Source organism: Burkholderia pyrrocinia (assembly GCF_018417535.1).
Classification (GTDB): domain Bacteria; phylum Pseudomonadota; class Gammaproteobacteria; order Burkholderiales; family Burkholderiaceae; genus Burkholderia; species Burkholderia pyrrocinia_E.
On record NZ_CP070978.1, the window covers coordinates 2,911,478 to 2,929,034 of the forward strand.

Genomic DNA, 17,557 nt, shown 5'->3' on the forward strand with positions numbered 1-17,557 from the left:
AGGTCGCAGCAGCGGATTACAAAAAGCGCGCCCGACGCGGGCGCACTCGAAGGGGATGCGAAATGAACAACTCGTTTCCTGTGAGCGTGGGGCGGATGTGCGTTGGAAGCGCGCTGCTGCTGTGCATGCTGCTGGGGGGCTGCAAGGCGCCGCCGCTTCATCGTGGGCTGACGCAGACGCAGGTCACGACGCTCAAGTCGGCCGGTTTCCACGAGACCGAAGAGGGTTTCGAGTTCGGCTCGACCGGACCGATCCTGTTCGATTTCGATCGATATAACCTCAAGCCCGATGTGCGGCGGGTCGTCGAGCGGATCGGGCGCACGCTCAGGTCGGTGGGGATCAACGGAGTGCGGGTTTATGGTTATTCGGACGAAGAAGGTGCGGATGACTATGACTTCGAGTTGTCCAGAAGGCGGGCTGAGGTCGTGGCGATCGAGCTTGTCGACGTCGGGCTGGATGGGAAGCGCATTGCGATCGTCGGAAGAGGGAAGCGCGACCCGGTGGGCGACAACCGTACGCCGGCCGGCAGGGCGCAGAATCGGCGGGCGGCGATTGTAGTTTCGCCGCGGTGAGGAGGAGGGCGTCGCACACTGGTACGCAGCGATGACGCGTGCGTCGCCTGTCGACAAGCAAGCCGCTCAGCCTGTTCCTGAAAACACGAATACAGGAATGTCTCGGTGCGGTCAGTTGTAACTGTTTGCCATCATTGCCACGCAGACATCCGAGCGTCTGTTCACAAGCGACGGACCTTTATGTTCACGGCTTACGGGACGGATCGTTGGCTGAAACCGTCATTGCCGATTGGAGGCCGCTCAATAAATTCGAAATGAAATTTTAAGTTGCCCGAATAGAATCGTTCCGCCCGTTTTTTTGAACTCCGCATCGCCACGTGGCGAGCGCGGCGACGACCGGAACGTGTATGACCATCGACCCCAAGGATCTGCTTCCGCACTTCGAACGCGAGATGGCGCTGCTGCGCCGTTCGATGCAGACGTTCGCACAGCGTTTTCCTAAAATCGCCGCTCGCCTGGCGATCACCGGCGAGCATTCGGAAGATCCGTACGTCGAACGTCTGTTGCAGTCGTTCGCATTGATGTCGTCGTCTCACGACATCCGCCTCGAGGATGATGTGCCCGCGTTTACGCACGGTATCCTCCAGACGCTGCACGGCGCGTTCCTGCGCCCGTTTCCCTTCTGCGCGATTGCGCAATTTCATGACGACTCAACCAGCAAACAGACCGCGCCCCGTGTCATTCCCCGCGGTGCTCAACTGATCTCACCGGTTGGCCGGGAAGTATTTCGCATGACGAATGAAATAGCGATTGTGCCGCTGACCGTCTCGGCGGTGCGTTACGCGACGTCGGCGATCGCGCCGCGAGACGCGGCGTTACCGTCCGAAACGACCGGTTTGCTGACGGCCACGTTCGAGCTGACATCGCCGGAAGCGACGTTCGCGATCGTGCCGGACAGATTGCGTTTGCACTTCACCGGCGCGCGCGAAATCGTCGCGGCACTCACGGACGCCGTCTTGCTTCTTGCAGTGCGAGGTTTCGCCGAGATGGACGATTCCGGACGCTGGAAGCGTCTCCCGAACATGCCGTTCACGGCCGTCGGCCTTGAGCCAATCGACGCGCTGCTTGATATGCCGCATGACGATGCCCTCGGGCCATTTCACCTGCTGATGGAGTATTGCGCCGTTCCGAAGCGCTTCGACTTTGTCGACCTGGACATGCGGCCCCTCAAGCGAGGTGCCGGCGATAGCCGTCGCGTCGCGCTGCACCTGGCGATCGCGGGCGTGCATCCGGACTCGCATCGAGCGCAACGTCTGGCCGCCGCGACGGCTGACCATGTCCGCTTGTTTTGTACACCCGTGATCAACCTTTTCCCGGATGCTGCCGAGCCGATCGAGACTCGTCCCGGTTGCGCGTATTACCCGGTGAAGCCGCTTGCGCAGAAAAACGCGTCGCAGACGAACATCTGGTCGATCGACACGGTTCGTCAGACTTCCGACGCGGGTACGTCGATCGTGGCACCGTTCCATTCGCTGCAGCATGGCATGGGCACCCATCCGGGGCTGTACTGGACAGCATTGCGCGACGACGCCCGGCGGGCGCCGAGGAAGCCCGTCGATCCCCAGGCCGAAGAGGCGGACAAGAAACCGTCCCCGGACGAGATTGCAGACCTGCTCCATGGCGTTGAACTGGGACTGATCGATCGGGACGGCCAACCTGCCGATCCCGGGCGTCGCAAACTGGCGATCCGGCTGTCCTGTACCCAGGGCGACCTGTCCGGAATGCAGGAACGCGAACTGGCGTTGTGCGCAGGCGATCCGGTGGGGACGATCGCACTGCTGAACCGGCCGACCCGGAGCCGGCCGCGGGCTTTCCGCTACGGCGAGCTGTGGAATGTATTGTCTTTGCTCGTGCCGCAGGCGATTCGCCTGGACAACGGCGGTCTGGCCCAACTGACGCGGCTCTGCGCCCGCTGGGCGGAATGTTCGGTCGACGCCGGGCGGCGCTTCGATGCGCTCGTCTCGTTGTCGACCGCGCGCGTTCGGCGCTGGATGCCCGGCAAGCCGGCGTCGGCGTTCGTGCAGGGGCTTGAAGTGCGATTGGTGGTCGATGAGCAGCGTTTCGCCGGGTTCAGTCTTGGCGGGCTCGCGCACGTCATGGAGAGATGCTTCGCACCGCACGTGCCTGTAACAAGTTTCGTGCAGATTGTGCTGTTTTCAGCGCATACCGGTGCGCTGCTTCGCCGTGGGCAACCGTGCCCCGGCGTCCAGCCGCTGGTCTAGTTTTCGATTTTCGGGGCTCGAACGGAAACGTTTGCGGGCGTCTTTCGCGCGGTCGGATTTTGTCCTACATTAACGGGGCTTCGGGCCGCTAGCCGGTCCACGGAACCTGAGATCACAAGCAAGGAACAAGAATGAGTTTCGCTCCGAACGGGGGTATTCCCAATGGTTTGGGCGGTAGCGCGCTCGGCTCCTTGAGCGCGCTCGGCGGCCTGGCAGGCCCGGTCGCCTCGAGTGTTGCCGGGAGTCTCGGGCCGCTCGCGGGCCTGGCCGGGCACGTCGACACCGTCCAGCGTGCGCTACAGCTCGCGCAAACCAGCTTCTCGCTGATGGACAAGACGCCCGGTGCGGTTGCCGAAGCGATCAACGGCGCCGCCAACCCCGCGCGCCTGACCCAGCTCAATCGTTACGTGACGCTCGATACGCCGCTCGGCCCGGACGTGCTGCTGGTCAGCGCCGCCGTCGTCGACGAGTACGTGAACCGGTTGCCGGAAATCCACCTCGACCTGCTGTCGCATCGCCACGACCTTCGCCCCGACGACCTGATCGGCCAGCAGGTCAAGATCCGGTTCGATCAGCAGGCGCGCTTGTCGACGCTCGAACGCGTCGTTGCATCCGGTGCCGGCGAGAACGACCGTTACTTCGACGGCTACGTTGCGTCGTTCGACCGCGCCGGCAATCCCGGCAATGTCACGCAGTACCACCTGACGGCAGTGCCGTGGTTCTGGTTCCTGACGCGCTCGACCGACTGCCGGATTTTCCAGAACAAGACCGCGCAGGACATCCTCACCGAGATTTTCCAGGAGCACGGATTTTCGGATTTCGTGTTCGACATTCGGACGAGTCAGAAACCGCTCGAATACGTGGTGATGTACCAGGAGTCCTACTACAACTTCTGCGCGCGGTTGATGGAGCAGGAAGGGCTGGTCTGGACGCACCGCTACGAGAAGGACAAGCACATGCTTGTGATCGGCGACACGAATTTGCTGTTCCGCCCGATCGACGGGCTGGCAACTGTGCCGTTCGCCGCCACCGAGGCGAGTGAGGACAGCGGCATCGACCAGTTGCACGAAGGTCGGCGCTTTGGCGTCGGCAAGGTCACGTTCCGCGACTTCAATCATCAGAATCCGTCGTCGCCGCTGATGCTGGTGGAAGCCGGCCCGCAGAACCTCAAGCACGCGCGGCTCGACTCGACCGAGCGGTTCGAGCACCAGTCGCTGTACGACCACGGCGACGACGGCAACCGCTATGCGCGTTTTGCGATGGAGGCCGAGGAGGCGCAGGCCCATCGCTATACCGGCGGCGGCTACGCGTGGCGCATGACCACCGCCGGCGCCGTCAACGTGGCGAATCACCCGGTCCTCGAGAACAACCAGGAATACGTGATCCTGCACGTGCGTCACGAGGCGGTGAACGACTACACGCAGCACAGCGCAAAACTGCCGTACCGCAACAGCTTCGCGTTGCTGCCGAAGAAGATTCCGTATCGTGCGCCGCGCGCCACGCCGAAACCGGTGATTCATGGCACGCAGTCGGCGATCGTCGTCGGTCCCAAGGGCGAGGAAATCTACACCAACGGGAGCGCCGTGAAGGTGAACTTCCCGTGGGACCGGCGCGGCAAGAAGGATGGATCCGACTCGATGTGGGTGCGTGTGTCGCAACCGTGGGCGGGTGACGGTTGGGGGGCGGCCGCGATTCCGCGGATCAAGCAGGAAGTGCTCGTGGCGTTCAATCAGGGCGATCCGGATAACCCCGTGATCGTGGGCCGCGTGTTCAACGGCGAGCAGGGCAACCCGTACCACGGTGCGGCTGGCCAAACGATGGGGATCAAGAGCCAGACGCACAAGGGGCAGGGCTCGAACGAGATCCGCATGACCGACACGAACGGCATGCAGGAATTCTTCATGCACGCCCAGAAGGACATGAACACCGTGGTCGAGAACAGCGAGACGCACAAGGTGCTCGGGCCGATGCGTACCGTCCTGGTGGCGACGGGTAGCGAAGAAAAGCAGATTCCGCAGGGCAACCTGACCGAGACGATCGCCGAGAAGCGCAGTACGACCGCGACCACCGTCGAAGTGACGACGCCTGCCAAGGACGGGGGCGGCGGCACGCAGGTCTATGTGGCCGAGCGCGGCATCCTGCTGAAGGTGCAGGACAGCTCGATCTCGCTCGCGCCCGAAGGCATTCGCCTCGAGCACAAGGGCTCCGTGATCCTGATGACCGACGACGGCGTGATGGTCAACGGCCAGCGCATCGATCTCAACAAATAACACGAACAAAACCATGCACTACGCTATCCACGAAGGCACCTTCGAACTGCCGGACGCGGCGCTCGACCGCACCGTCAACATCCTCGTGATGAACGCCGGCCCCGGCGGCCTCAACCTCGTGATCGCCCGTGGGCGGCTGCGCGACGGGGAAGATATCGATGCGTTTGTCGCGCGCGAATGGGAAGTGGCGTCGCGCGACGCGAAGATGCTTACCGAGAAGGCGCGCCGGGCTGTGGCGGTGGCGGGCCGTTCGGGCATCCAGATCGATTCCACGCTCGAACGGGATGGCCGGCTCTGGCATCAACTGCAGACCATGTTTCCGTCGGACGACGCCGGCCGCGTGCTGGTGATGACGTTGACCAGCGCGGCACCGCTGACCGACGAGCAGCAGGCGATCGCCGATCGTATGCTCGCCAGTTTCCAGCCGCGCGCGGCTCGACCGACTCTGCTTGGGCCGGGTGACGCGTCGTGAGCGCGGAACACTTCGCGGCCGCGCGCTTCGAAGACCCGATCCAGCACACGTCGTTCTGGGGTGAGCTTGTAGGCACGGTCGGGTCGGTGATCGGCGGTGCCGTTGTCGGCGCATTGGTGGCGGAGGCGATGGAGGGGCTGGTGTTCGTCGGCTTGGCCGCGCTCGAAATCGGTACGGCAGGGCTGGCGACGCCGCTGGTGATCGCGATCGGTGTGGGCGTGGCCGTCGGCTCGGGCGCGCTGATGGAAGCGAGCGGGATGAACGAAGCCATCGATGACGGCGCCAAGGCCTTGGCCGACTCGATCGCGCCGCCCGAGATCAAAGGCAAGATCGCCAGCGGCTCGGGGAACGTTTATGTCAATAACAAGGCGGCTGCGCGGGCGGCGCGGCCGGGGGATCTCGATACCGTCGCATGCCTGGATCACTCCAGCCCGCAGATGATTGCTGATGGGTCGGGGAGCGTTTACATCAATGATCATCCGGCCGCGCGCGTCGGCGACAAGACGACTTGTGACGGGACGATTGCTGAGGGTTCTGACAACGTTTTCATCGGCGGCGGCACGCAGCGGGTAAGGGACGTCAAGTCGGCGAGCCGGCTCGGGTGGTTGGGGGCGGCGCTTGGCATTGCGCTGGCGGTTTGTGGCCGCGGGAAGATGAGTTGGGGGCAGTTTCTGAAAGGCAAGCTGCCTTGCCTCGCGATCAATTTTGCGGCTGGTGCCTTCGGTACTTGGCTAGGCAGTTTGGCGAGGCCGTCAGCCGGTCACCCGGTCAACGTGATTACCGGCGGCAAGTTTCTCGATGGCACGGACGATACCGACTTCACATTGCCCGGGCCGCTGCCTATCGTGTGGCGGCGTTTTTACAGCAGCCATGATGATCGTGCTGACAGTTTGTTCGGGCCGGGCTGGAGCGTGCCGATCAGCGTCGAGCTGCGGCTTGCGCGTGAACATGGCGAGGTCAAGTCGATCACGTACTGGGACGAGCAGGGCCGAGACATCGTGTTCCCGGCCGTGCCGCCGGGTGAGAGCCATTTCAGCGTTCCCGAAGGCATTTACCTGATCTGTACTGCCGGTGGGCACTACGTGGTCGAGACGGTCGACGGTCTGTATCGCGATTTCGGCCGTGCCCGTACCGATGCGGACAGCGAGACGCTCAAGCTGTGGCGTCTCGAGGATCGCAACGGTAATTGGATCGAGGTGGAGCAAGAAGCGGCAGATGAGGTTGTGCGGCCGGCCCGGCTGCATGACAGCGCTGGGCGCATGCTGACGCTGGTCTACGATAAATCGCACCCTCGACGCATTGCCACGATTGAGCTGACTCGTGGTGTGGACGGTGAGCAACCCGACACGCTGGTGCGTTATGCGTACAACGATGCCGGCGAGCTGGTGGCCGTTACCGATCGCAGTGGCCACACCGGCCGACGCTTCGCATACGAACACGGACTGATGGTCCAGCACACGTTGCGCGGCGGCTTGCAGTGCTTTTATGCGTGGCAAGGTGTCGGCCGCGATGCGCGTGTCGTGCGCCACTGGACCGATGACGGCGAAGCGTACACGTTCGACGCGGACCTTGCGCAGCGTTCGGTGACGATCACCGACCAGATCGGTCGCGTTACACACTGGACGTGGAACGAGGATCAGCAGCCGACGAGCCATACGGATGCGGAAGGCCACGTTTGGCAATTCGAGTGGAATGCGATGCGGCAGTTGGTCAGTACGACCGATCCGGCAGGGCATACGACCCGCTTTGAATATGACGAGCGGGGGCGGCAGACGCAGCGCATCGATGCGCTCGGGCAGGTTGAGCGGACCGAGTGGAACGCTTACTACGACCTGCCTGTCGCGGAAACCGATCCGGCCAACTCGCGCTGGATCTACCGCTACGACGATCGCGGCAACCTGACGATGACGCGCGATCCGGCAGGCTTCGCGACCGAGTATCACCGGGATGAACGCGGGCTGGTGCACACGATCCGCGATGCGCGGGGTGGTTACAAGTTTCTCGAATGGAATGGCCGTGCGCAGTTGACCTCGTATACCGATTGTTCCGGCAAGGTCACGCGGTTCGGGTATGACGCACGTGGCGCGCTTGCGCGTGTGACCGATGCGGCTGGGCAGTCTACCGTGTACGAAGCGGATGCAATGGGGCGGGTCACAGGGATCGGAACGGCCGATGGTGCGCGTCAGATGTTCCGATACGATGCGGCCGGGCGTCTGGTCGAGGTCGTTGACGCGAACCAGCGCAGCACGCGTTACGAGATCAATGCGCGTGGTTTGCTGCTGTCACGGACGGACGCGGCTAATCGTGTCGTACGGTTCGGCTACGACGATGCGTTCAGGCTCGCGAGTCTGACCAACGAAAATCGCGAGGCGTATCGCTTTCAGTATGACCGTCGCGATCTGGTTTCTTCGCAGATCGGCCTCGATGGCCACAAGCGCACGTACGAATACGATGTGTGCGGCCAAGGTACGATCGTACGGGATGGACAGATCGAGACGCGATACGAGCGCGACGCGATCGGGCGACTGACTGCGAAGCAAGCTACGCATGAGCGTTGTGAGTACCTGTACGACAAGGCGAGCCGAATCGCATCTGCCGAGTTGTACACGCTGGCCGCTCGTGGCCCGTCGCTGAAGAATCGGGTCAGCTTGAAATACGACGCGCGCGGAGCGGTTCTCGAGGAATACACGCCGACCGGCTGGCTCGCGCATACGTACGACGAGCTTGGCAACCGTGTCAGCACCACAATCTCGGGCGAGCGCACGATCGACTGGCTGCATTACGGCTCGGGACACGTACACCAGATCCGCGTTGACGGCGCTGCAGTTGCCGACATGGAACGCGATGATCTGCATCGGGAGGTGCTACGAACGCAGGGCAAGCTGACCAGTCATTTCGGATATGACGCGGTTGGCCGTCGTGCGCGGCACGCTGCGCAGCGAGGTAGGGCTGCTGATGACCTGCTTGCGAAGCAGTGGCAATACGATGCAGCGGGCGACGTGATCCAGAAGCGCGATCAGCGTCACGGCACGACGAGCTATCAATATGACCCGACTGGTCGCATTGAACAGGCGGCGGGGCCGGGATTGCCGTCGGAAGTGTTTCGCTGGGACGCGGCGGCCAACCTGGTGTCGAGCGATCACCCGGGCGGCTACGTCGAGCACAACCGGCTCAAGATGTTCGAGGACAAGCGCTTCGAGTACGACTCGTATGGACGGCTGGTTCGCAAGCTGAGCGGTCACGGGCCTGCCAAAGAGCTGGTTCTTGAATACGACGACTGGAGTCAGCTGAAGACCGTCGTGACGAAGGACCGTCTCGGTATCGCGACGACGCATTTCGAATATGACGCGTTCGGTCGCCGGATCCGTAAGCTCAATGGTGGTTACGCGAGTACGGATTTCCTGTGGGACGGCATGCGGCTCGAGCAGGAAACGTATCACGATCGTCAGGGCGAGGAAGCGCTGACGTACTTGTACGAGGCCAGTAGCTATGTGCCGCTCGCACGGATCGATCAGGGCAAGCCGGCGGCTAACGATGCCGATGCAAGGGATGCGGTCTACTATTTCCACAACGATGTGTCGGGGTTGCCGGAGGAACTGACCGACGCGGACGGAGAGTTGATCTGGCAGGCCCGCTACAAGGTGTGGGGCAATGCGGTGCAGGAGGAATGGATCGCGCGGGCGCCGCAGTTGCCAACACCAGAGTGGGGAAATGTGCAAGCGTTGGCGCCGGCACCAACTCACGTGCCGCGACCACAGAATCTGCGTTTCCAGGGGCAGTATCTGGATCGTGAGACGGGGCTGCATTACAACACTTTCCGGTTCTACGATCCGGACATTGGGCGCTTCATCAATCCGGACCCGATTGGATTGCTGGGTGGAACGAATCTCTATCGGTACGCAGCCAATCCATTGGCGTGGATCGATCCATGGGGTTGGGCTTGCGGTGAACTTAGCGGTAAAGCACAGGAAGTTCACAATTTGGCCGGTGGCGGGGATGCGCGCTCAATACGCAATTCAACGGTATCAATCGTCGAGGCCAAGGTGAATGGCAAGCCACAGTTGTTTGCGGCGGGAAGTGGAGGTCGGTTAAGTCCAGCACAACGGCAAGCACTTATGAAGATGGGCGTACCAGAAGAAAACATCTTCTATGGCAAGAAGTCTATCGATGGTTTTGATAAGCTCGAAAACCATGCGGAACGAATTATTTTGCGCAATCTGCCTGAAGGTGCCGAAGTTAGTCGCTGGGGTATCTCTTGGGGTGGATTGCAACGGAATGCATCGTGTCCATCATGTCAGCCTCATGTGGACCAGGCTGGTGGGATTTTTGATTAGGAGATGAGTATGTTGGATATCGAGGAGCATAAAAAATATCTCGAATCAGTTCTAGCTGGAGCGAAGCTCGATAACCTTGCTCGTTTTGGCGTGTGGTGCTGTGTTGGTCTCGCTCACGATGAGTCAATATTCGAATTCCTGTCGAAGCAAGCAGGGGGTACAAGTACGCAGCTCAGGCACCGAGTAGGCGATTACTTGGATCAAGTCTGGAATGGAAAAGAAAACTCCAATCCACTAAGCGACTTAGAGCAAATTGAATGGGACCCTGATGCAGTCGAAATCGACGACGACGCTGCGGCCCAGGGAGCGACCGATTTGCTGGCGGGACTATCTTTTTTGGCGAAATGGTGTGCAGAACATAAGATGGAGCGACTGGTCGCATGCGCCGAGGTTTTGATAAACCGAATCGACTACTTGGAGAGTTTTGAGTTGATTGGAGAACATGTTGCGAATCCAGTTGATCATGAGATGAGCGTGCAGAAGGAATTTGCTCGTGAACTCGTTGCAGGTACCTTGACTGATCATGACAAGATGAAATATCACGAGTGGTTATTCAATCTCGGTACCCCCTGAATCATGAGCTCAAGGAACAAGCGTGCAAACGATTGACCTGTTGATCTCCCATAGTCAAATCGTAGTTCGATCCAGGCCGTACGATGAGGGTTTGAGCCAATGGGGAGCGGGCAACATTGATCAGGGCGCGGTGTTGCACGCCGACTACCTTATTTTCGATCCGCTTCCGGACGATACCTTCGGTGCAAAGGTGTACTTGCGGGTGGTGGATAAGTTCGAGATGGACGAGCGGGCCGCACGGTGCATTGTTGCGCCGTTTCGTATTGAAGATCGCAATTCGCTCGAAGTCGCCTCGGCGACCGAAAAATTCAAGATTATGCTGGAGCTGCCGCTTAACTCGTACGACGTGTATTACGAGGTTTGCGAGGGGGAAGAGGTTTTCTATAAATTCACGTTTGCTTCAGAAGCGGTTCATCGGCAAGCAATGTATTTGCGTGATGACCCTTGGCGGGGCAAGAAAGACAAGCCGCTTGTAGCAGGGAGGTTTGACAGATAACTTAGATTCGGTTGCTCCTTGGGTTAACTGGACCAAATTCGCAGTGATCTTGCCGGAGCGACTGACAGCAAAGGAGTCCGGGCGCGAGCGCTGCGAATACGTGAGCACCGATTGTCTGTGGGATGGCGTGCGGCTTGTACAGGAGATGTAACACGACAGGAGCGGCGAAGAGGCGCTGACCTACCGGTACGAGTCGGGCAGCTACGTACGGCTGGCGCGGATCGACCAGAATGCACCAGCTGCCAATAATGCCGACGCGCGGGACACTGTCAATTATTTGGTTCAACGCGGAATTCCGGGCAACGCGGTGCAGGAGGAATGGATCGCGCGGGCAACTGCAGCGATCGACGCCGGGATGGGGCGAGGGGCAGGAGGCGGCGCCAACATCTGTCCATGTACCAAGACCGCAGAACCTGCGTTTCCAAGACGAGTATCTGGATCGGGAAACGGAGCTGCACTACAACACCTTCCGGTTCTACGACCCGGACATCGGGCGATTCGTCAATCCCGATCCCATCGGGCCGGCCGGCGGCGCAAATCTAAATTACTATGCAGGGAATCTGCGGACATGGATCGACCCTTGGGGATGGTGCCGTCGAGGCAACCAGGCGACCAAGAACCATATGGACACGGTGAGAGATCAATATCTTGCTGATAATCCGACTCATACCCACGTTGCTGGTGGGTGGAACTCTATTACTGGAGCAGAACGCCCGGAGACCTATCTGCCGCCGTTAAATGGGAGCGGACGAAAGGGCAGTTCATATACAGATATGACGTTCCAAGATCAACAAGGTAATCCTATTTATATCCAGACGGTTGATAAGGGCTCCGCGAACGGAATGTTGCAACGCGAATGGACGAATGCGAACCGCATCACACAACAAGATCCGAACGCGATTGTCGTCACGATCGTAAAGGGAGCACCTCTTCAACCCGGCGACTTGAATACGGCGACAATAATGCCTGGAACAGTTGCCACTCGATGATGATAGTAAGGAGGTCATTTTGACCACTAAGATGCCGACGTTGCAGACCTTTATGACCAATGCCGATGAGGCGGCATTCTCGGACTTTCTGAAAACGCATATCCCTAGTGTCAAATTTATCGACTCATATATTTGGAATTCCCCGGTCCCTCCAGCATATAATAGTATGACTGAATGTCATGGTCAGCCATTTTCAAATATCGTGATCATCAACGAGGAAATTTGTTCCGTTGAGCGTTATGCACGTGAATTCATTGCACCTCATCCCGGTGGGTCTGGTTATATGGGGTCCATGGAGGGCCCGGGAGCAATCCAGTTTCTTCGGTCGCGAGAAGCGGACTATGCGCCGGAATGTCTTCGAGACGGCCGTTTGGCGGCATCTTATGACCCCGCCATCGATCCGGCAACCGATGTTTTTGTCAAGATGACATGGAACGTGTTCAAGAAATTTGCGCACAAGACATTCGTCGTCAACCGCGAGACGGGTGTGGTGAATGAAAAACCGGAGTCTCGTTTTTTTGCGGAGCCGGATGCGGCAGCGAAATTCGATGGCATGCACGGGCACTATCTAACAAACAACGCGTTCTTCTACCTTGTAGCCAAATCACCCAAGTGAGGGAAATTTTGGCAGCAGTAGATCTGAGCTTATGAAAATTTATCGTTCAATTCAGGACCTGCTTATTGATCTCGATAGTCTCAATTGGGATTCTGCGCTATTTATTGATCAGAGCGCATGGGTGGTCAATCCTCAGCACGCAGAGATTCTTTATTTGGAAGGAGACGATGAGCTCGAGGATATTGTTCCCGGCACACACCTTCCAAAAATTGCAAAAGATCACGGAATGCGGCAGCTATTCGACCTGGAAGCGTTTAGGGACATAGTTAACTTCGAGCGGAAGCGAAACCCAACTGCGTCGATCGCCGAAGTCATTTACGCTCTGAACTATTACCGAGAGAAAGACGATTTTTATGATCCGCAGCACTGACCGCAAGCCTTTATTGACGAGAAAGACGGATCGGTAAGTTCAACAGTGGCTATGCAAGGCATCGCGGCTATCACCCGAAGGGCTGCGGTGGACGAAAAACGTGGGGTGGTGGTAATGGTTGTGGATGATTAATGCAGAGGAGGTTATGCAAATTTTCAATTCTCTGGTTGAGTTAATTGAAGATATTCCATCTTTGCCGGGAAAAGATTGGATTTATACAAACTTGGATTCGTGGAAAAGTGGTCCGGAAAAAACAAAACTCTTCTACATTCCATGGAATTACATTCAAGATCTTGAGGATGATGAGATTTATCTGGATGAAGAGGGTATGGAGATGCCGAAGTCGGTTGAAAAATGCAATTTGAGATGCTGGATGTTGGTGAATCAATTGGGTTATATTTTAAAGAATAAGGTCGATAGAGGTGAGGGTGTGAAGTGGTTTGTCGAGGAAATAGATTATTATCGCGAAAACGATGAATTTAGAACTTGAAATTTAAATATCGAATCATTTTTGCAATACTTGCCGATTCAACGATTCGGATGCTATGTGCCGCTCGCACACATTGACCGGGGTGTGTGCATTGGTTGGGAGTTGGTTTTATGGAAAAACAGAACAACTTGACGTTGCCCGAGGATTGGTGCGAATTTTCGCGCCCCCACTTGGAATGTGATTTTGACCATACGCGAATGCAGGCGGAACTTGAAATTGAGCTCCACCCGGGTCACCCATTTCATGGGTACAAGCTGAAGGTGATAGCACATGCCATCAGTAATGACGACGTTCTATGTGCTCACACAGAAGAGTCTGGGCGTTACTCGATAATTCACCTGACATGGAGAGGGAGGGCGGAGATAGGCAGCTGTCCAACCATCGATTTCGATGGCGACTGGAACAGCGTTTGTCGCTATTTTGGCTTTGTCACTAAGGTGCTAGCTCAGGTTGCAGAAGACGAGCGTCTGGGACTACGGAAGCCAATGACGAAGGCGGGAACGTCTTCACAGCCTGTAGTTACTCGTTATAACGAACAGGATGGCATCGAGTAGATCGGCGCAGTCCTATGGGAGCCTCGCGCTACGACTATTGGGAGGGCTCGCGGCAAAACGCTACGCGGTCTTTACCTAAAGCGGCCTGCTCCCGGCGGTTAGTACGGTGACGGTGTGAAGTCTGTTCCAGAGAGAAACGGCCACCTGTTCAAAAGAAATAATTTCACCAGGGTATACCCGTTGGACGGAGAATTTGCCGAATCTGTTCGCGGATAGCTACGCCGCCCTCGCGCGTCACGCGCTCCCCGGTAGGTGTGTGCTGGCGCGTTCTCCAGCCTGCGGCGCGCGCGTGGTGTCCGGTCGATGGTCGGGCGACGGAGCACCGGAGACTGCGCCGCTCTGTTCGCAAACGACCGTAAGTCGCAGGCATTCGCGTGGTAAATCGAGACTGTCTAATGTTCCTCGGTAGGAAACATTGCTCTACACAATAGCGGAGCGATTGGATTGGGTCGGACTGAGCCGCACAGGTTCGACCGGGTGCGGCCAGGAAGGGACGATTGTGGTGCACTCCCGACTGGCCGTTCGTGGTGTGCGAAGCAGCTCGTCGGACACATGTCCCTTGGGTTACCACCGCGGTTTACCTAAGATCAATCTAACCACAACGGGGACAAATCATGGCAAAGAAACTGACCGCGACAAGCAAAGCAGTGAAGCACGCAGCAGGCGAGGCTTTACGAAAGCCCACTAGTGTCACAAAAAAGCAGGTGCAAAAGCTCGCTGGCTCGGTTGAAGCCCACATCCAGCCGCGCAATAAAGCGAAGAAATGAATCCCGACTGCAAACCTCTTCGTGCCGGAGACTATGTAATCAAACCCATCGCTGAACCCATGGCGGACGGCACATTCGGCGCCTCTGTAACGATCATCCGAGACCGGGGAATCAAGAACATTGCGGAACAATGGTTCCCTGCGCAGCGCTATTTTGCATCAGAGGCAGAAGCTTGTCAGGAAGGTGCACGGATTGGCTGGTCACTCGTCAATGGCTACGTGATGGGTCTTGACATATAGCGGCGCAGCATCTATCGAACGAAACGGTTCGTGTGAAGGAAAAACTGCAGAGGTAGTCAGCACTTCACAGCCACCCTTGGGCCAGACCAATAGGCCAAAAATGCTGTGACAAAGAATAAAACGCTGCGGCATCTGATCGATCTGTCGCAAGACTTGATTCGGGTGATGAGATCTATGTTCGTTCAGTCTGGCGCATTAAGGAGCATACAGTGAAGCTGTGCAAACTGCGCATTCGAAACCTACGTTCGATCAAAGATACCGGCGAATTTCCCATCACTTCGATGTTCGGGCTCGTAGGTGAGAATAATACTGGTAAGTCTACGATATTAAAGGCTATTGAGGTAGTGCTGTCGGCCGGTGCGGCGCGTCTCACGCCAGAGGACCTTAACTCCGATGCCGAGCCGATTATTATCACGGCTGCTTTCGATGGGTTGTCTGCGACAGACAAGGTTCGATGGCGTCCATATCTCGTCGAGGATCAACTAATACTCGAGAAGCAGCTTACGCTCGTGATCGACGATCGAACTGGGAAGGAGAAACTCGAGGCGGAGTTTCACGGTTACAAGGCAGAGCCCAAGGAGTGGTTCCTGTCAATGTCGAAGATTCAGGAACGACACGGCGATCGTCCGAAGTGGGCTGACATCGTAGGGGAGGCTGGTCTGCCTGACTATTTTCTTGAGGGTGGCAAGGCAACGAAGTCCAGCTACGTGAAGGCACTTTCGCGGTACCTACTCGAAAACGAGGTGGCGTTCGATGCTCCGGACCTTAGCCATACGCAAGCCCTAGGACTGCAAAGCAACGTAATAGCTGCACTTCCACGAGTATATCTCCTGCCGGCCATTACTGATTACTCAGACGAAGTGGACCGCAGATCGTCAAATTCGACGTTCCGTCGGCTGATGGGCACGTTGTCTGAGCGCATATTGGAGAAGGATCCGCGTTTCGCGGAACTTCAAGAAGCCCTATCAAAGATTAGGGCGTTGCTTAACCGCAGCACGTTGCAAGACGCACCCCCTCGGATCACTTCGCTGAAGCAAGTCGAGGATCGGATCGGTGAAATCCTCTCTCGCGTTATGCCGTCGGTCAAGGGCGTCGCCCTTTCGGTTGAGGTGGATGACATTAAGGACCTGTTTGCGGCCGGAGTGGCATTGTCCGTTGACGATGGTATTAATACGGATGTTCTGGCGAAAGGACATGGGCTCCAACGATGCGTTGTGTTCTCGTTGCTACAGACACTCATTCTGAACGAGCGAAATCAGCTTATTCCACAAGAAGCAGAAGCGGCGCTTCTTCCCGATCCAATCATCTTGCTTGTGGAAGAACCAGAACTCTACCTGCACCCGCAGCTTTCAAAGATTTTCTCGGATGTGCTTTCTGTCTTTTCCGAAACAGATCAGGCGGTTTATACAACTCATTCGCCATGGTTTGTCGACGCGTACCAATCAGAGCGCGTCGCGATCGTGTCCAAGCCAAGCCTTGATGTGGGTACGAAAGTTCGAAGTTGTAACCGAAGTGCATTTAACGGGCTCACTGAACGCAAAATTTTCCAAGGTTTCACTCGATTGAACCCGGCGATGAACGAGCTGTTTTTTGCGACGCGTGTGCTATTGGTGGAGGGGCCCGAGGATCTAGTGGCGGTTACTTCTATCTTGCAAAGAGCCGGGATTGTCCGCGTGCGGGCTGAAGAACTTGGTTGGTCCATTCTCGTCTGTGGCGGAAAGCCATCTATTCCGTTCTTTCAGCGCGTTCTAAACGCATTTACCATCCCGTACGCGGTGATGCACGATCTAGACGAGGCCGAGGGAATGAACGAGAACGACAAGGCCACGAACAAGTTACGCAACGACGCTATCACGGAATTGGCTGGAGTGAATCCAATCTACACGTTCCCAGTGAGGCTGGAGCACTCTCTAGGTGTAAAACAGCACTTTAAGGAACAGTATGATGCCCATGCCTATTTTTCCACGGTCGATGTCATTCCAGAAGATGTGCAAAAACTTGTACTGAAGATATTTTCGTAAGGAACATCACCCCCGTATCGTAATAAGCGGGCACGCAAAACAATCGATGACTTGCCAGCGATCTACATGAGATGGATGTCCGTTTGACCTCGTAGACCAGCCTGTGAGGCGGAGCAGGAGGAACGACCGGAGTGGGTCGATATCGGTCTGATTGAGATGCTGAAACCGGACATCAACCGCAGCAATTTCCGGTGCCCCGCACGACTACAAAGATTGAGCAGCAGTCGTACCCGTATCGACACGAACTCATACAGTTCGTCCGATCCAATCGAACTGTTTCGAATAGTCAAGTTCTGATCAATCGCTCACTGTGACAGATCGACGTGCGCCATCAGCTCTCGCAATGGCCGCAAGCATTGCCCTCGTTCGTGCCTATAACCAACGGCTAACGTGTGCTCATGCGACGAACACTGTCTAATAGGTAATGTCCAACCGATGATGATCGCGCGCGTGGATGGATACGCTGCATACTCTGATCCACACGTCGAAGCCCTGTTTCCAACGAACCACCAACAAAGGAGGAATCCGAACCATCAAAACGCCGCGGTAAACGAGCGCGGGCCGCAAGTGCT

Annotated in this window: 13 protein-coding genes; all 13 read left to right on the top strand. The window is 57.5% G+C overall.

All coding sequences use genetic code 11. The annotated features are described in order from the left end of the window. Positions 1–62: 62 nt before the first annotated feature. The 13 genes from JYG32_RS31160 to JYG32_RS31220 all read left to right on the top strand — a co-directional run bounded on the left by JYG32_RS31160 (position 63) and on the right by JYG32_RS31220 (position 16,985). Positions 63–572 (top strand): OmpA family protein, encoded by a 510-nt coding sequence (locus JYG32_RS31160; protein ID WP_213266155.1) that lies wholly within the window; start codon positions 63–65, stop codon positions 570–572. A gap of 347 nt (positions 573–919) precedes the next feature. Next, positions 920–2,794 carry a type VI secretion system baseplate subunit TssF gene (gene tssF / locus JYG32_RS31165; RefSeq protein ID WP_213266156.1) on the top strand — a complete coding sequence of 625 codons (1,875 nt, stop codon included), beginning with the start codon at positions 920–922 and terminating at the stop codon, positions 2,792–2,794. Positions 2,795–2,925: 131 nt separating this feature from the next. Then, positions 2,926–5,064 (top strand): type VI secretion system Vgr family protein, encoded by a 2,139-nt coding sequence (locus JYG32_RS31170; protein ID WP_213266157.1) that lies wholly within the window; start codon positions 2,926–2,928, stop codon positions 5,062–5,064. Positions 5,065–5,077: 13 nt separating this feature from the next. Beyond that, complete coding sequence (locus JYG32_RS31175; RefSeq protein WP_213266158.1) at positions 5,078–5,536, top strand: DcrB-related protein; 459 nt, start codon at positions 5,078–5,080, stop codon at positions 5,534–5,536. Beyond that, entirely contained in the window at positions 5,533–9,870 is a 4,338-nt protein-coding gene (locus JYG32_RS31180) for an RHS repeat-associated core domain-containing protein (protein WP_249744792.1), read from the top strand. The genes JYG32_RS31175 and JYG32_RS31180 overlap by 4 nt, the downstream gene beginning before the upstream one ends. A gap of 9 nt (positions 9,871–9,879) precedes the next feature. After that, positions 9,880–10,443 (top strand): hypothetical protein, encoded by a 564-nt coding sequence (locus JYG32_RS31185; protein ID WP_213266159.1) that lies wholly within the window; start codon positions 9,880–9,882, stop codon positions 10,441–10,443. A gap of 22 nt (positions 10,444–10,465) precedes the next feature. Then, a complete protein-coding gene (comJ, locus tag JYG32_RS31190; protein WP_213266160.1) occupies positions 10,466–10,939 on the top strand; it encodes a competence protein ComJ in 474 nt (157 codons plus the stop codon). A gap of 230 nt (positions 10,940–11,169) precedes the next feature. Then, positions 11,170–11,928 carry an RHS repeat-associated core domain-containing protein gene (locus tag JYG32_RS31195; protein ID WP_213266161.1) on the top strand — a complete coding sequence of 253 codons (759 nt, stop codon included), beginning with the start codon at positions 11,170–11,172 and terminating at the stop codon, positions 11,926–11,928. Positions 11,929–11,947: 19 nt separating this feature from the next. Beyond that, positions 11,948–12,544, top strand: a complete 597-nt coding sequence (locus tag JYG32_RS31200; protein ID WP_213266162.1) for a hypothetical protein — start codon at positions 11,948–11,950, stop codon at positions 12,542–12,544. A 31-nt stretch (positions 12,545–12,575) separates the two neighbouring features. Then, a complete protein-coding gene (locus tag JYG32_RS31205; RefSeq protein WP_213266163.1) occupies positions 12,576–12,914 on the top strand; it encodes a DUF7716 domain-containing protein in 339 nt (112 codons plus the stop codon). 145 nt (positions 12,915–13,059) lie between these two features. After that, a complete protein-coding gene (locus JYG32_RS31210; RefSeq protein ID WP_213266164.1) occupies positions 13,060–13,404 on the top strand; it encodes a hypothetical protein in 345 nt (114 codons plus the stop codon). A gap of 1,168 nt (positions 13,405–14,572) precedes the next feature. Continuing rightward, the gene (locus JYG32_RS31215) at positions 14,573–14,725 is read left to right on the top strand and encodes a hypothetical protein (protein ID WP_213266165.1); all 153 of its coding nucleotides are present in this window, start codon (positions 14,573–14,575) and stop codon (positions 14,723–14,725) included. Positions 14,726–15,173: 448 nt separating this feature from the next. Beyond that, positions 15,174–16,985, top strand: a complete 1,812-nt coding sequence (locus tag JYG32_RS31220) for an ATP-dependent nuclease (protein ID WP_213266166.1) — start codon at positions 15,174–15,176, stop codon at positions 16,983–16,985. The last annotated feature ends 572 nt before the right edge of the window (positions 16,986–17,557 follow it).

Coding starts and splice junctions, on each gene's coding strand:
- tssF (WP_213266156.1), top strand. CDS start 920: ATGACCATCGACCCCAAGGATCTGCTTCCGCACTTCGAACGCGAGATG.
- JYG32_RS31195 (WP_213266161.1), top strand. CDS start 11,170: ATGCACCAGCTGCCAATAATGCCGACGCGCGGGACACTGTCAATTATT.
- JYG32_RS31160 (WP_213266155.1), top strand. CDS start 63: ATGAACAACTCGTTTCCTGTGAGCGTGGGGCGGATGTGCGTTGGAAGC.
- JYG32_RS31185 (WP_213266159.1), top strand. CDS start 9,880: ATGTTGGATATCGAGGAGCATAAAAAATATCTCGAATCAGTTCTAGCT.
- JYG32_RS31215 (WP_213266165.1), top strand. CDS start 14,573: ATGGCAAAGAAACTGACCGCGACAAGCAAAGCAGTGAAGCACGCAGCA.
- JYG32_RS31210 (WP_213266164.1), top strand. CDS start 13,060: ATGCAAATTTTCAATTCTCTGGTTGAGTTAATTGAAGATATTCCATCT.
- JYG32_RS31205 (WP_213266163.1), top strand. CDS start 12,576: ATGAAAATTTATCGTTCAATTCAGGACCTGCTTATTGATCTCGATAGT.
- JYG32_RS31175 (WP_213266158.1), top strand. CDS start 5,078: ATGCACTACGCTATCCACGAAGGCACCTTCGAACTGCCGGACGCGGCG.
- JYG32_RS31170 (WP_213266157.1), top strand. CDS start 2,926: ATGAGTTTCGCTCCGAACGGGGGTATTCCCAATGGTTTGGGCGGTAGC.